14 protein-coding genes, 1 tRNA gene and 1 riboswitch are annotated in these 13,652 nt (G+C 55.4%); of the genes, 7 read left to right on the top strand and 8 right to left on the bottom strand.

Features of this window, described 5'->3' with window-relative positions; all coding sequences use genetic code 11:
- Positions 1–76 precede the first annotated feature (76 nt).
- The 4 genes from H6F75_RS06625 to H6F75_RS06610 all read right to left on the bottom strand — a co-directional run bounded on the left by H6F75_RS06625 (position 77) and on the right by H6F75_RS06610 (position 3,528).
- A complete protein-coding gene (locus H6F75_RS06625; protein WP_190750450.1) occupies positions 77–856 on the bottom strand; it encodes a RodZ domain-containing protein in 780 nt (259 codons plus the stop codon).
- Positions 857–888: 32 nt separating this feature from the next.
- Entirely contained in the window at positions 889–1,656 is a 768-nt protein-coding gene (locus tag H6F75_RS06620) for a pseudouridine synthase (protein WP_190750448.1), read from the bottom strand.
- A gap of 175 nt (positions 1,657–1,831) precedes the next feature.
- Positions 1,832–3,181 carry a PAS domain-containing sensor histidine kinase gene (locus H6F75_RS06615; RefSeq protein ID WP_190750446.1) on the bottom strand — a complete coding sequence of 450 codons (1,350 nt, stop codon included), beginning with the start codon at positions 3,179–3,181 and terminating at the stop codon, positions 1,832–1,834.
- A gap of 176 nt (positions 3,182–3,357) precedes the next feature.
- Positions 3,358–3,528: a DUF4278 domain-containing protein gene (locus tag H6F75_RS06610; protein WP_190750444.1), complete on the bottom strand. Its 171-nt coding sequence runs from the start codon at positions 3,526–3,528 to the stop codon at positions 3,358–3,360.
- A 39-nt stretch (positions 3,529–3,567) separates the two neighbouring features.
- Positions 3,568–3,623: riboswitch (Glutamine riboswitch) on the bottom strand.
- A 147-nt stretch (positions 3,624–3,770) separates the two neighbouring features.
- Between H6F75_RS06610 and H6F75_RS06605 the strand changes: the two genes are divergently transcribed.
- The 3 genes from H6F75_RS06605 to H6F75_RS06595 all read left to right on the top strand — a co-directional run bounded on the left by H6F75_RS06605 (position 3,771) and on the right by H6F75_RS06595 (position 5,797).
- Entirely contained in the window at positions 3,771–4,589 is an 819-nt protein-coding gene (locus H6F75_RS06605; RefSeq protein ID WP_190750442.1) for a creatininase family protein, read from the top strand.
- Between the two features lie 154 nt (positions 4,590–4,743).
- Positions 4,744–4,814 (top strand) — tRNA-Cys (locus H6F75_RS06600).
- Positions 4,815–5,419: 605 nt separating this feature from the next.
- On the top strand, positions 5,420–5,797 hold the full coding sequence (locus H6F75_RS06595; protein WP_190750620.1) for a DUF6220 domain-containing protein: 378 nt from the start codon (positions 5,420–5,422) through the stop codon (positions 5,795–5,797).
- A 114-nt stretch (positions 5,798–5,911) separates the two neighbouring features.
- Here H6F75_RS06595 and H6F75_RS06590 read toward each other — a convergent pair whose 3' ends face one another.
- Entirely contained in the window at positions 5,912–6,343 is a 432-nt protein-coding gene (locus H6F75_RS06590; protein ID WP_190750440.1) for a pentapeptide repeat-containing protein, read from the bottom strand.
- 275 nt (positions 6,344–6,618) lie between these two features.
- Here H6F75_RS06590 and H6F75_RS06585 point away from each other — a divergent pair, with 275 nt between their 5' ends.
- Complete coding sequence (locus H6F75_RS06585) at positions 6,619–7,026, top strand: GNAT family N-acetyltransferase (RefSeq protein WP_190750438.1); 408 nt, start codon at positions 6,619–6,621, stop codon at positions 7,024–7,026.
- A 70-nt stretch (positions 7,027–7,096) separates the two neighbouring features.
- Here H6F75_RS06585 and H6F75_RS06580 read toward each other — a convergent pair whose 3' ends face one another.
- From H6F75_RS06580 to H6F75_RS06570, 3 genes are all read right to left on the bottom strand, one after another.
- Entirely contained in the window at positions 7,097–8,038 is a 942-nt protein-coding gene (locus H6F75_RS06580; protein WP_190750436.1) for a pseudouridine synthase, read from the bottom strand.
- A gap of 69 nt (positions 8,039–8,107) precedes the next feature.
- Positions 8,108–8,818, bottom strand: coding sequence for a DnaJ domain-containing protein (locus H6F75_RS06575; RefSeq protein WP_190750434.1), 711 nt, complete (start codon positions 8,816–8,818; stop codon positions 8,108–8,110).
- A 106-nt stretch (positions 8,819–8,924) separates the two neighbouring features.
- Positions 8,925–9,374: a protein tyrosine phosphatase family protein gene (locus H6F75_RS06570; RefSeq protein WP_190750432.1), complete on the bottom strand. Its 450-nt coding sequence runs from the start codon at positions 9,372–9,374 to the stop codon at positions 8,925–8,927.
- 61 nt (positions 9,375–9,435) lie between these two features.
- On the opposite strand from H6F75_RS06570, the gene H6F75_RS06565 reads away from it, so the two are divergent.
- The 3 genes from H6F75_RS06565 (at position 9,436) to H6F75_RS06555 (ending at position 13,402) form a co-directional block, all read left to right on the top strand.
- The gene (locus H6F75_RS06565) at positions 9,436–10,017 is read left to right on the top strand and encodes a thioredoxin family protein (protein WP_190750430.1); all 582 of its coding nucleotides are present in this window, start codon (positions 9,436–9,438) and stop codon (positions 10,015–10,017) included.
- Positions 10,018–10,148: 131 nt separating this feature from the next.
- A complete protein-coding gene (locus tag H6F75_RS06560; RefSeq protein WP_190750428.1) occupies positions 10,149–11,027 on the top strand; it encodes a PhnD/SsuA/transferrin family substrate-binding protein in 879 nt (292 codons plus the stop codon).
- Between the two features lie 332 nt (positions 11,028–11,359).
- Positions 11,360–13,402: a protein kinase gene (locus H6F75_RS06555; protein ID WP_190750426.1), complete on the top strand. Its 2,043-nt coding sequence runs from the start codon at positions 11,360–11,362 to the stop codon at positions 13,400–13,402.
- The last annotated feature ends 250 nt before the right edge of the window (positions 13,403–13,652 follow it).

Below are 13,652 nucleotides of genomic sequence, written 5' to 3'. Positions count from 1 at the left end.
GCCTAAAGACTAAAGACTTTGACCCACTGGCGCCATTAAACAGCGCCAGTGGGTCAAAGGCCGTCAGGACGGGTTTCTACCAGGCTAAGCTGATGGCTTCGATGGGGGAGTAGGTGATTTCTCGCACCATTCCAGGCTGGCCTAAGGCCTGAGCCTGTTTGTCGTTGTAGCTGACCATAACGGCACCGGCATTGCCCGCTCGCACTGTTAATACCTGGTCTGCGGTCCACAGACGGGTGTCACCGGGCTGCAAAATACCTTCAAACTCGGTTCTACCGTCGGAGGTGATGCGTAGCCAAGACTGGGCAGTGAGCGTCATTTTGACTTTGATAGGAGCGTTGGGATCCTCAGGCTCGGCAGCGGCAGGGGCAGGAGTATTGTTTGGGCCTGGGTTAGACGGCCCCTCAACCCCCTCAAGAGGGTTCAAAGGAGGCAGCACCGTAACCTCTGGAGCCGTCTGACGCAGCACGTAGGACAATCCACTAACGGCTGCCACTAGCAGCACGAAATAGGCCCCATAGAGGTGCAAGGGGCGGAGCTGCGCTGCTGGAGTCTCTTTCCAAGAGGTCCGCTGGATGCGGGGTGGAGTAAAAAACTGACTGGCGAGGGTCTCGCCGTCGAGGTTGAGGGCATCACCATAACGGCGCAGGAGACCACGGATGTACACCGGTTCGGGCAGCCCGTCTAGATCGCCCTGTTCAATGGCGGTCAATAGGCTAGGACGAATCAGGGTTTTTTCAGCCATGACCTCTAGGCTTTGCTCCTGCTGCTGGCGAGCCGATCGCAGCAGAGTGCCAAGCTCCGAGAGCTGTTCTCGGTAGAGGGCGTTAGGATCAACCAACTCTTTTGTCTTCATACAGAGAAAATCTAGCTCAAGACGGCGAACAGCTAACTAGTGACGGAGGCAGTTTGCTGAGGGGTTGATTGAACCAATGACTCAGCTAATAATGCCTCAATTTCGGCAGATGATAAAGCCCTGTAAGCCCCTACACCTAAGTTGCCCAGCGTAACTGAACCCACTGCGGTCCGGTGTAAGTCTATCACCCGATGACCTAAGGCCTTGGCCACCCGACGAATTTGCCGGTTGCGCCCTTCTTGAAGAATAACCTCAAGCTGGGTTTGGTTTGAGTTAGTGGCGATCACTCGAACTTGGGCAGGGCGGGTAAGCTGGCGATCGAGCCAGATACCCTGTCGCCAAGCGTCGAGAGCTGAGGGCGACAGCTGGCCATCAAGACGCACCTGATAGGTTTTGGAGACGTCGTGGCGGGGATGGGTAAGCCGAAAGGTGAAGTCACCATCGTTGGTGAGCAGCAGCGCTCCAGTTGTGTAGGCATCTAGTCGCCCCACGGGGTGAATGCCAACAGTTTGCAGCTCAGGGGGTAGAGCATCGAGCACGGTAGGGCGCTCCTGGGGATCCGCACAGGTAGACACCATGCCGAGGGGCTTGTGCAGGAGCAGATAGTGCCGGGTAGGCCGATGATGGGCCTGGAGGGGTTGTTGATTGACTTCTATGCGATCGCAGCTAGGGTCAGCTCGCTGGCCTAAGTAGGCCACGACCCCATTGACTCGAACCTGCCCAGCCTCAATCATCTGCTCGGCTTGCCGCCGGGAGGCAACCCCATACTGAGAGAGGATTTTTTGTAACCGTTCTGCCATGACGTGGTAACGCATAGATAGGGTAACCCCGGCAGGGTTTAGTCATCCTGCTTAACAATTATGGCAGCAATCTAGAGCATCTGAGTATAAGTTCTTACTAAGATCTCTAAGTATCGCGGCTCAACTCGGCCAGTAGGTGAGCAGGCAAGGGCGACAAAACGCCTCCCATAACAGGTTACTCGGACTGGGTAGCCGGTAGCCGCAGCCGCAGCCAGCCGCCGCCTAGTTCGGGGTGATTAGCAGCGGTAATTGTGCCATTGTGGGCCTCTATAATTTGGCTCACAATGGCCAGGCCCAGCCCCGTACCCCGGCCAATTTCTGGAGTGGTCCCGGCATTTATAGGAGCCAGGTCAACCAGCGGGTCAGTGCGGGTGCGCGAGGGATCGGCCCGATAAAAGCGGTCAAAGATATAGGGCAGATCTTTAGCGTTAAAGCCCGGCCCCATATCCATCACGTCGAGGATTAGCGTATCTGGCTCTGCATCTTCGGCATCGTAACTCAAGGTTAGGGCAGACCTTGGCTCTGACAACCGAACATATACAGTGGCACGGCTGGGACTGTGCTTAATAGCGTTGTCAATCAGGTTCAGCAGCACCCGATGAAAAAGCGGCTCATCGAGACTAGCGAGGCAGTGGGAGGGACCTGCGTAAGCTAGCTTAAGCGCTTTGACCTCGGCCAGAGGCTCTAGGCTAACCCAGGCCCGTTGAACCAGCTGAGGCAGATCAACAGGCTTGAGGCTCAGGCCCTGAAACTGATCTCCCTGGAGACGGCTGAGATTCAGCAGATCTTCGACTAAATTGCTGAGACGAATAGTTTCGTTGACCAGACGGTCGAGCCAGCGGCGCTGGCTCTCATCAACGCGGGGCTGGAGGGTTTCGGCTACTAGGCGAATGGAGGTGAGGGGGGTCTTGAGCTCATGGGCCACATCAGAAGTCCAGCGATCGCGCTGCTGCACCAACAACGCGGCCTCTTGGCGGTTCTCCAAAAATACGCCGACTTCACCCCCGTCGAGGGGAATGGCATAGCCCCGCAGGGGAAAGGTAGGCTCTTCTTTAGGATGCAGTGGATCCGGCGAAATCTGATAGAGCATCCACTCGCGCTGACAGCAGGTTTGCTTCTCTCGGGTCTCTTCAATCAGCGCATCGAGTTCATAGGAGCGGGCTACCTCTAGCAGCAGACGGCGGCGCTGCACCGGCCCTGTCAGGGGCTGATTCATCTTGAGCAGACGGTTGGCCTGGTCGTTGCACCAGATCAGCTGGTTTTCTTCGTCGACCTGTAGATAGCCAATGGGAGCCGTCTGTAAAATGCGCTCTAGGGTGTCGCGGCTGGTGCCTAGCGATCGCAGCTGCCGCTGCTGCTGAGGCTGAGTTTTCACCAGCTGCTCAACCTGCCCTAAGGCTGTAGACCAATCGGTGGCTTGCAGGGTCTCAATCAAGCGTCGCTCACGGCGCCGCTGCTGCCGCTGCTGCCACAATAGCAGTAGCGCTCCCGCGGCTAGCCCCAACAGAAATGCAAAAATAACCAAGCTTTTCCCTGGCCGCAGCGATCACGTCTTGTCCAAGCCTATCGCACAAAAAAGCACCCCTACAGAGGTGCTTCAGTAAAATGACGACTCAGGTGATCTCCTACCCTAGAAATAGTCGGCGGCAGCCCCAGCTTTACAGCTAGAACCACCGCTTAGCCTAACCGGGCAAACTCAATCTATCGAACAGTGGCCCCACGATACTTGAGACCCTGGGGATGCTCGGCCTGAACCTGGGGTGCTACATGGCGAGTAGCAACAGCGCCGCGGTAGCGACCGATAATTTCTTCAGAGACATTGACCTGGGCAGTAGCCGGTTCGTAATCAACGCCGCGATATTTCAAGGACATCCTTCGCCTCTCCTTAATGAATGAAGGTGTATAAACAGAGGCGCGTTCCTTCGAGCTGGAGCTCTACTTCCGTCTCTCACAGAGAGATGAACGATTTGTTTCTGTATTCATTGTTACCGTTTTACCTATAAATGTCAAGCCCACCATCGGCTTCACAGCTCTAGATCTAAGGCATAGCCAAGTTCCGCGTTCCAGATGCTAAAGCTATGTGAGCAGCTTCAAATTCTTTATCTTCAAAAGCTATGCACGGTCCTATTCCTCCCCACCACTACTTTGCCTATCTCACCTGGACTGACATTGCAGCCATGCCCGATCGCGCCAACGCGGTGATTGTGCAGCCGATGGGAGCCATCGAGCAGCATGGCCCCCACCTCCCCCTCGCCGTAGACAGCGCCGTCTGTACGACCGTGCTCGGCAACGCCCTGGCCCAACTAGATGACGCAGTACCGGTCTACAGCCTGCCGCCCCTGTACTACGGCAAATCTAACGAGCACTGGCATTTTCCGGGCACGATCACCCTCTCGGCTGAAACCCTGCTAAAGGTTATCTATGATGTCGCCGAAAGCATTTACCGAGCTGGATTTCGCAAGCTGGTGCTGCTCAATGCCCACGGCGGCCAGCCCCAGGTGCTAGAAATTGCCGCACGAGATCTGCACCAAATCCACAATGATTTGATGGTGTTTCCTCTATTTGTATGGGCAGTACCCAACTGCGCTGGCGATTTGCTGACACCTAAAGAGATGGAGCTGGGCATTCACGCTGGGGATGCCGAAACTAGCCTGATGCTGTCGATTATGCCTGAGCAAGTGCGCATGGCTGCAGCCAAAGCCGAGTTTCCCCAAAATTTGCCGACAGATAGCTGGCTCACCATGGAGGGAGCGTTGCCCTTTGCCTGGGTAACTCGCGATCTGAGCGCCAGCGGAGTTTTGGGAGACCCAACTATAGCCACTGGGGAAAAAGGGGAGCAGCTCCTCACCTCTCTGGCTGCCAGTTGGGCGACAGCACTGGAGGATATTTATCGATTTCGCCAGCCCCACACTGACTCGGCCTATTTGCCCTAGAGGTTTAAGGAACAGGCCTGTTGCGATCGCCCCTCGAAACTTAACCGATTTAATCTGTTGGTCTCTGGGCTAGAAAAGATGATTTGCCAAAGGCTGCGTGGCGCGATCGCCGGATTGCGCCCCGAGTTTGCTATACTCGAAAGCTGAATAAGGCGGCGACATAGCCAAGTGGTAAGGCAGAGGTCTGCAAAACCTCCACCCCCGGTTCGAATCCGGGTGTCGCCTTGAGATAAGCTAAGAGCCAAATAGGCTGCATTTGCAGACTAATTTCGCTTTTGTGAAGGAAACAAAGCCGGTCTAGGCTCCTAAGCTAATAGACAGACAGTCTTGCCACCACTTCGGCTCGTGACGTGGTGAAAAGCTCGGCATCCACCGACGGGCGGCAAAGTATTCGCCTAGCGCAGCCATAATCGACTGCTTGAGGTTAGCTCGGTTTAGATTTGGGCGCTCGCCCCAGAAAGCAACTGTAGCAGAACCTTTGCGGCGCTGCTCATTTGCAACATCCCCTGCCGTAAAAGCAAAGTGTACCCGTTCGAGGTCTATCTCTGACTCAAGGCAAAGGCTACATTGCTATTGACATCATTGAGCAAACTCGATACTTGAAACTCTTTTAAGTCTTACCACTTATTACAGCGTTCAGCGTTATTTCGAGTTTTGCTGCGGTGATTGCCCTGTGTTTTTCTCAATGTGCCTGCGATCGCGTTACAGGAGACTAACGACAACCGTAAGCTCAACCAACCAATTGATTAAGCATGGAACCATCAACAATGAAACTTTCCGCTGAGCTACCAGATCAAATTGCTGAACATCAGCCTTCGGCTCAGCCCGTAATGCGGGTTTATTATGCGGCTGTGGTCTTCTTCAATCTCTGTTTAACTGCTCAAGTTTTAACCGTAGGACTTGCTTACTTCTACAACCCTACCTGGTGGAATCTCCATGTTTGGCTAGTGCGAGGCTATAGTGGGGTGTCTTTGCTCTTGCTGGGCGGAGCCTGGTACTTACCTCTACCGCAGCGTGTTAAGGCCCTTGCCACAGGTTTGCCCATTCTTCTGGGACTACAATTTTTAACTATTCACCTTCAAATGCCGTCTTTAGTGCCGGTTCCCCTCGCCGTTTTGCATCCCTTAATTGGATTTTCGCTATTCTCAGTTTCCACTACATTGGTGCATCGTACGAGACACGTTGTGTGGCTTCAATCAGCAACCTGAACTCCCGCTCCTGTAGAGAAGAGCGTCGCTTTAAACTATTTTGGCCAACAGAGATCTCTGTTGGCCAAAATGGTTAATTGACTGCATCTATCACTCAAACCTATTGATAGGATGCTAGTCACCGCCAACGCTAATTGGGGTGCCTACAATGTCGGCTCTGGTCAAATTAGCGTTAAGAAACGACGCTCCAGTAACCTCGGCAAAGTAAAGGGATGCCTCGGTTAAATTAGCCTGGTCAAAAGTAGCATTTTCAAGCAGGGCATTGGTCAAAAAGGCGCGGGTGAGATTGGCACCAGTCAGGTTAGCACCGCTTAAATCAGCCCCTTCTAGGTTGGACTCCAGGAGAGTTGCGCTTTCCAGATTGGCATCGCGTAGGTCGGCACCAATTAGGTGAGCCTGGGTTAAATCAGCCCCCGACAGATCACAGCCTTGGCAGAAGTTGGTTTCGAGGAGCTGCTGGACGTGGGCTGGGTTTTCGGCCTGAGCAGGTAGACCGAGCGCCAACGGGATGGCGATCGCGGCTCCAGCGAGTAGAGTAAATTTCATGGAGGCATCCTCCGCTATAGGGTAATCAGTGCCAGCGCTACATTAGTTGGCCCTAGCTGACGGGAGTAGCTTGCTATTGCCCCTCAATCTCGCGTGCAGTCTGCTTTAAGCAGGGAAGGGAATTGTGTTGCAGCTATACCCAAACTGTATCGGTGGCCTCAGCCATTGCCATCGGCAGTAAGATAGGTCTTGCGCCTGTGCTAACCCCTCGATCGTAGCCCTTTCTCTAAGCCGCTGGGTCAGGATATCCGTACTGTAAAGATCGCAATTTACTCATGTTTACTGTCATCCATCAGCTCACCTCCGCCCAGGTTGAGCAGCTTCACCAGATGTATTTGCAGGAATGGTGGAGCAACAAACGCGACCTAGCGGATGTGTCGCCTCTGCTAGCCAACAGCGACCTAATCTTTGGCCTATGGGACGAGGAGGCGCAGCGCCTGGCGGGCTTTTGTCGAGTACTGACGGATTGGGTATATCGGGCGATCGTATTTGATGTAATTGTGGCGGCAGACTATCGAGGGCAGGGCTTAGGGGCAGAGCTAATTGAGCAGGTGATCCACCACCCTCAGCTCTCCCAAGTGGAATGTATTCATCTGTTTTGCACAACCGATATGCAGCCTTTCTACGAACGCTATGGCTTTAGTCAGGCTGAGCAGCTGCTCATGGTACGACCTCGGGGATGAGGGAGTAGGGGGTAGGAGGTAGGGGAGTAAGGAAGAAAAAACGCAAAACGCCTTCTACCCATCCGCTCATCTACCCCTGCAGTACCGAAGGTACTGAACTTTCAAACACCAAGGGTTCGTTAGTACGCGGGTGGGGTAGTTCTAAGCGGTAAGCATGGAGATGGTAGCCGATGTCACCCGGGACGGGAATGCCATCCACAGAGGATTCGATAGGTAGCGGTAAGCCACCGACTACATAGAGGGGATCGCCGATTAACGGAAACCCTGCCGCCGCGAGGTGAATGCGAATCTGGTGGGGTCGCCCGGTACGGATGGTAACTTCTACTAGAGTAGAGTCTGCGGTGCGGTGGATAACTCTGCCCTCGCTGTAGGCGGGCAGACCGGTGGGCAAGGCCGCATACACATACCCCAGCACTGGATGATCAACTTTGCCAATGGGGGTCGTGAGGGTGAAGGCATCGGACAAATCGCTGGCCCCAATCAGCGCTCGGTAGGTTTTACGAATGGGGTGCGGTGCCTGGGGATCGTGGGCGGTAGCCGTGGAGTCGCGCAGCTGACGGCTGAGGGTAGAACGGGCTAGAGGCGATCGCCCCAAAATCATCACCCCCGACGTGCCCCGCCCCAGCCGATGCACCGGAATGGGCGGATTCTCTGGATATCGCCGCCTGAGCTGGTGCAGCAGCGTGTGGGTGAGAAAGCCTCCGCCCGGCAGCACCGGCAGACCCGACGGTTTGGCGATTGCCATCAAATCCCCATCCTCATACAGCACCTCAAACTCCAGCGGTGCCTCCGGCTCCTCCCACGGGGGTCGATGGTAGTCCAACCTGTCCCCTGCACTGAGGCGATCGTCGGCGGCTAGGGCAATGCCGTCTTGGCGAATTTGGCCAGCTGTGATGCGATCGCGCCATATTGCCCGACTAAAGTGCCTGTAGCGATTGCTGTAGAAGTCGAGGACGGAGAGACCGGCTTCGGTGGGGGTGATGCGATCGGTGTAAACCCATCCTTGATTCATACCAGTTTTATTGTGGGAAGGTCTCCTGAAGATGGTGCATCGCTGCACGGATACACCCTACGAGACACCTTACACCAACCGCTTCAACCGCTCCTTCGCATCCGCCCGCAGCTGCTTTACCCGCCGAAACAGTTCCGTTCCGGTGTGAATGTAGCTCTCCTCATAGCTCATCGTGAAGCGATCCAGCTCATCTAGGCCATCCTCCAGCAGCCCCAAGCAGTGGTAAATATCCGCCGCCACCCCCGCCATACTCGCCGGATTAGCCATCGAGTTAAACTTGCTCTGAGCCTGCCCCAACCAAGTGCGGCCCTGCTCCAGATACGCCATGAACCCCTCCATCAGCTCATCATCGAAGGGGTCAGCCGACAGCTTGCGAATCTCCGTTCTTAGAGGCGATAGAATTTTGCCTATCAGCCTGTCCGCCGGTCCATACACCAGCTTCAGCCAAGCATCTTCCCGCGCCTCAGACGACTGCGTTGCCTCGCGAGCATAGCGATACACCGCCTGCATATCCGCCGTGCGCTTCGTTCGATTGGCGGCACTCTCCACTGGGTCAACGGCCACAAACCCCTGGCGCTGCTGGTCGTAAACCGTACGCCGCGACGGATCGCCAATGACTTCGTAGGCAATGTTGATGCGAGCAATGCGATCGTGGGAGGCCTGATCGCTCTTGCTGTCGGGGTGATATTGCTTAGCCAGCTTACGATAGGCGCGTTTAATCTCTGCCTGGGTCGCCGACTCGTGCACATCGAGGGTTTGGTAATGGGTCTCGTTTGCCATAGAGACATTTTAGGGGAGGGAGGGGGTGGGGGGTAAGGGGTAGGAGGTGGATGGGTGGGGGGTAGGAGGTGGATGGGTGGGGGGTAGGGGGTGGATGGGTGAGGGATTAGGCTAAGGACTGATCGATGAAGGTTTGCCAGGTGGGGTTGGGTTGCCAGATGCGGTGTAGGTCAGCGATCGCCACCGCAGGGTCTATACCTAGGCGGAGCACGCGGTAGAGATAGACGAAGGCAGAGACGCGCATATTGAGAGCACAGTGGACCAAGACTTTAACATCGCGATTGCGCTCCATCACTTTAAAGAAGATCGCCAGATCTACCGGGGTCGGCGCTTCCCACACCACCGGAATGTGAAAGTAGGTCATCCCCAGGCTTTTCACCACTTCTGCCTCGTTGGGAATGGCGTTGTCGGAGGTCGACAGCGCCAGATTCACCACGACCGTGTAGCCGGCCTCGGCCACCGCTTTGAACTGCTCTGCGGTGGGTTGCCCAGCGGTGCCCAGGGTAGGCGAAAGCACCAGGTAGTTGCGAATAGCCTGCAAAGCATCAGCGGTCATAGCCAGATCCCTCAATAGGATTCAGTACGATAAAGAAAACTCACCCTGGAGACTTCAACCCATGGCTATGGTGGAATCTACCATGCTGCCCCTGGGCACCGCTGCCCCCCACTTTGAACTCAGAGACGTCGTCAGCGGCCAAACCATTAACCTCGGCACGTTTGCCGACGCCCGAGCCCTGCTGGTGATGTTTATCTGCCGCCACTGCCCTTTCGTTAAGCATGTGGAGCAAGAGCTGGCCCGTCTTGGCCGAGACTATGGCCCCAAGGGCGTGGGCATCGTCGCCATCAGCGCCAACAGCCTGCAAACCCATCCCCAAGATGGCCCAGAACACCTCAAGGCCCAGGCCCAAGATGTGGGTTTCACCTTTCCCTACTGCTTCGACGAAACGCAGGAGGTTGCCAAGGCTTACACCGCTGCCTGTACTCCCGATTTCTTTGTGTTTGACGAGGCCAAAACCCTGGCCTACCGGGGCCAGCTCGACGATAGCCGCCCGGGCAACAACGTGCCCGTAACGGGTGCAGACCTGCGAGCGGCGCTAGATGCAGTGCTGGCAGCTGAAGCGATGCCCGGCCACCAAAAACCTAGCATCGGCTGCAATATCAAGTGGACGCCAGGCAATGAACCGGACTACTTTGGGTAGCGCGATCGCCCCACAGCAGCCCAAACGTCACAGAATACAAAGAAGAGCTGGATTATTAAAGCCGTCGATCTAAGCTGCAAACACTGGTGCAGAGTTTCGGGTAGAAACCTCGCTCAACTTTGTGGATCTTTATGAGTCGTCTGCGTCGTTTCTTTAAATTATGCCTGGTGGGTCTGATGGCCGTAGTGGTGCTCCAGGCAAGCGGCTGCGGCACAGCCAAAGTATCCGACCAACCCCTGCGACTCACCATAGGGCTCGTGAGCTACGACGACGGCGCCAGCTCATTAGAAAAATATCAGCGCTTCCAGACCTACCTGGCCGAGCAGCTAAAGGCGGTGGTTGAGCTAGAGCCCGTATTCAACGAAATTCGCGCCGTTGAGCAAATTCGTGATGCCAACTGGTCGCTGGTGTTTGCCCCCTCGGGGCTGGCGGCGATCGCCATGGCCGAAGCCAACTATCTCCCCATCTTCCCCATGCTGGGTGCCCCCAACCAAAAGTCGGTGCTGGTGGTGCGCAACGATAGCCCGTTTCAGGCGCTAGGCGACCTCGCCAACCAAACCCTCGCCCTAGGGGAAGCCGGATCCGCAACAGGCTACTATCTTCCCCTATACGATCTCTACGGCCTCACTCTCAAGGCCATTGAGTTCGCCTCCACCCCCGCTACGGCACTGGAGTGGATTGCCGGCGGCCGAGTGACCGCAGGGGCCATGTCAGAAGACAGCTTTCAGCAGTACCGCAACGCGTTTGCGGGTGACACCTTCCGCATTTTGCATACCAGCCGAGCCATTCCTCCAGGGGCGGTCTTAATCAGCCCCAACGTCGATCGCAACCAGCAGCAGTACCTTGAGCGGGCCATGCAGAACGCCCCATCCAACCTCACCGCCGATGCGGGCTATATTCCCAACGCGCCTCCACCCGATTTAAGTCAGCTGATCGCCTTAGTCAACAAAGTGCGGCCGTTAGAATCTCGCGTCAAAGAGCAGCCTGCGGTGCTAACCCTCGGCTCCTAGCCGTAAACACTGCGCCCGTGAATTCCTTCGCCTATCGCCTTTACCAAGGTTTCTGGAGCGTGAGTTGTGGACCGGCGCGAGGTCTATCCGTAGGCTAGAATTAGGGCCAAAGCCATTTTCTGAGGAACATTGTTCATCGGTAGTTTGTCGGTGTTTTGCCATCAAAACGGCTGCTGAAACGATAGATCTCAGGTGTAAGGGTGCATGCTATACCATCATCACCGTCTGGGAGGCTTCAGAAATCGCCGCCCATGGGGTGAAGTTCACGGTAGTTAACCGCATCGGTCCGTTAGCTGTTTAGACGTATCTAGCAACCCTTGGAGCTGACTCGTGTGACCCACGGACATCGCACCCTAGCCGCTATTATGCTGACCGATGCGGTCGGCTTTAGCGCCCGCATGTCAGTACGTGAAGAATTAACTCTCTCCCAGCTCCAGCGCGATCAGGCGCTGATGGAAGCGCTCTGCGAGCAGTTTGAGGGCAAAGTGCTGAAGTCAACCGGCGATGGCTTGCTGATGTACTTTGCCAGTGCGGTGCAGGCCGTCACCTGCGGGCTCGAAATTCAAAAAGAACTGCACCGCATCAATGTCAATGCTGAGGGTGAGCCAGCCCTGCTACACCGCATCGGCATCCATTTAGGCGACGTCTTTTTTAGTCAGTCTGACGTCATGGGCAACGGGGTCAACATTGCCGCTCGCCTTCAGACCGAAGCGCACCCTAGCGGGATTTGCATTTCTAAAATTGTCTACGACGTGGTCAAGTCACGCCTAGATTTAGACACCACCTACGCTGGGCCGCTACAGCTCAAAAATATTCAAGAGCTAGTGCCGGCCTACCATGTCCATGCCCTGCCGAGAGGGCCCAATGAGGCCAGCCCCTCGGCAATCACTACAGAAGAAGGGCTTGAGCCAACTGCCGAAGCCTCCACAGACCGAAGGCTCCTGGCTCCTGGCACTAAGGTAGGCGGGCGCTATATCGTTCAGCGAGTGCTAGGGCAGGGCGGTTTTGGCCGGTCTTACCTAGTAGAAGATTCTCAACGGTTTGGTGAGGCCTGCGTGCTGAAGGAGTTTTTCCCCACCAAAAAGTCGGGGAGCAACCTGCAAAAGGCTTTAGATCTATTCAAGCGAGAAGCCAAAACCCTGTACCAGCTCGATCACCCCCAGGTGCCCAAGTTTCTGGCCTGCTTCACTCAGAAAGAGCGCCTGTTCATTGTTCAGGAGTATATCGATGGCGTGCCCTATTCCCAGCTGATTAAGCAGCGCCGTCAGCAAAACAGCCATTTTTCTGAGGCCGAGGTCATTCAGTGGCTAATGCAGATGCTACAGGTGCTGGATTATCTCCATGGTCTGAGCATTGTGCACCGCGATATTTCGCCGGACAACATTATGTACTGTCGCGATCGCAGCCTGCCGGTGCTGATCGACTTTGGCCTAGTCAGCGATGCCATTAGCACTCTGCTATCGGACGAGGTGACCGCAGCCGACGATGCCCAGCCCGCCACCATGGTGGGCAAATTTGGCTACTCACCGCCGGAGCAGATTCACCTGGGCCAGAGTTTTCCCTCCAGCGACCTCTATGCTCTGGGGGTGACAGCGATCGTTTTGCTGACCGGCCGCTACCCCCGTGACCTGATCGATCGAGAGTCGCTGGAGTGGCACTGGCAAACCTATACCAGCGTGAGCCCAATTTTGGCCAATATTCTCACCCAGCTGGTGCAGCAGAAACCAAAAGCCCGTTTTCAAACAGCCCGCGATGTGATGCAGCGCTTAGCGCCTTTAGCAGAGGCGATTAAAGCCCCCATATCTCCCTTAACTGTTGAACCGGCTTGGGCTTCGTCTGGCCATCGGCGCCCTTCCTCTGCCGTTGCTACCCCCAAAACAGCCCTCTCTGAGCTACACAATCCTTCCTTTATGGAGGCCTGCCGCCAGGAACTTGCCCGCTGCATTGGTCCCATGGCCAGCGTGATTGTCGAAGACATGATGGAGCAACACCCCCAGGCCACGCCGGAGCAATTTGTTGAAATTTTGGCGAGTCAGCTATCCAATGGACGTCAGGCCACAGATTTTGTGAGCCGCGTTCAAGTTGCCGTAGACGACAATACCGCCAGCCTAATCGATACTTCTCAGGAGCTTACGGCTGCCGACCCAGAGTCAATATTAGATGCCGTAGCTCCCGCCAAAGAGCACCCCAGTCCAGAATTTGTGAACCGCTGTCGGCAAGTGCTAACCCGCTGTATTGGCCCCATGGCCAACTACCTGATCGAGGATACCCTAGCCGATTTTCCTCACCTCTCACCCCAGGATTTAGTGATTCGCCTAACGGCAGAAATTCCCGATTCTAAAAAGGCAGAGGCCTTTCGGCAACAAATGCAGTAGGGGTGCATTCGCCCGGCTTACAGAGGCATCTTTTATGCTTTAACTGAGTCTTTTGCCTTAAGCACAATTAGTAATGCTGCGCAGAAGTTTCCCAGAAAAAACATTATGGCAATTAATCATTAAATCTGGCCTGAAGATATAGCTAAAGCCGGTTAGGTTAGGACACGGCTTGCTTAAGGATTGACTCCATGGCAGCGCGCAAGCCATCGTCATGGGGAAGGAGCTTTCGAATTCGGCTTTTTAACCAACC

The sequence above is a fragment of the Nodosilinea sp. FACHB-131 genome (assembly GCF_014695395.1).
Lineage (GTDB): Bacteria > Cyanobacteriota > Cyanobacteriia > Phormidesmidales > Phormidesmidaceae > Nodosilinea.
The sequence above is the reverse complement of the archived record's forward strand: the minus strand, read 5'-3'. Positions and strand labels throughout refer to the sequence as shown.

Bases quoted from the DNA above. Each gene is read 5' to 3' on its own strand.
- H6F75_RS06575 (WP_190750434.1), bottom strand. From the start codon at position 8,818: ATGGCAAACGAGACCCATTACCAAACCCTCGATGTGCACGAGTCGGCG.
- H6F75_RS06580 (WP_190750436.1), bottom strand. From the start codon at position 8,038: ATGAATCAAGGATGGGTTTACACCGATCGCATCACCCCCACCGAAGCC.
- H6F75_RS06610 (WP_190750444.1), bottom strand. From the start codon at position 3,528: ATGTCCTTGAAATATCGCGGCGTTGATTACGAACCGGCTACTGCCCAG.
- H6F75_RS06625 (WP_190750450.1), bottom strand. From the start codon at position 856: ATGAAGACAAAAGAGTTGGTTGATCCTAACGCCCTCTACCGAGAACAG.
- H6F75_RS06590 (WP_190750440.1), bottom strand. From the start codon at position 6,343: ATGAAATTTACTCTACTCGCTGGAGCCGCGATCGCCATCCCGTTGGCG.
- H6F75_RS06605 (WP_190750442.1), top strand. From the start codon at position 3,771: ATGCACGGTCCTATTCCTCCCCACCACTACTTTGCCTATCTCACCTGG.
- H6F75_RS06570 (WP_190750432.1), bottom strand. From the start codon at position 9,374: ATGACCGCTGATGCTTTGCAGGCTATTCGCAACTACCTGGTGCTTTCG.
- H6F75_RS06560 (WP_190750428.1), top strand. From the start codon at position 10,149: ATGAGTCGTCTGCGTCGTTTCTTTAAATTATGCCTGGTGGGTCTGATG.
- H6F75_RS06585 (WP_190750438.1), top strand. From the start codon at position 6,619: ATGTTTACTGTCATCCATCAGCTCACCTCCGCCCAGGTTGAGCAGCTT.
- H6F75_RS06565 (WP_190750430.1), top strand. From the start codon at position 9,436: ATGGCTATGGTGGAATCTACCATGCTGCCCCTGGGCACCGCTGCCCCC.
- H6F75_RS06620 (WP_190750448.1), bottom strand. From the start codon at position 1,656: ATGGCAGAACGGTTACAAAAAATCCTCTCTCAGTATGGGGTTGCCTCC.
- H6F75_RS06595 (WP_190750620.1), top strand. From the start codon at position 5,420: ATGCGGGTTTATTATGCGGCTGTGGTCTTCTTCAATCTCTGTTTAACT.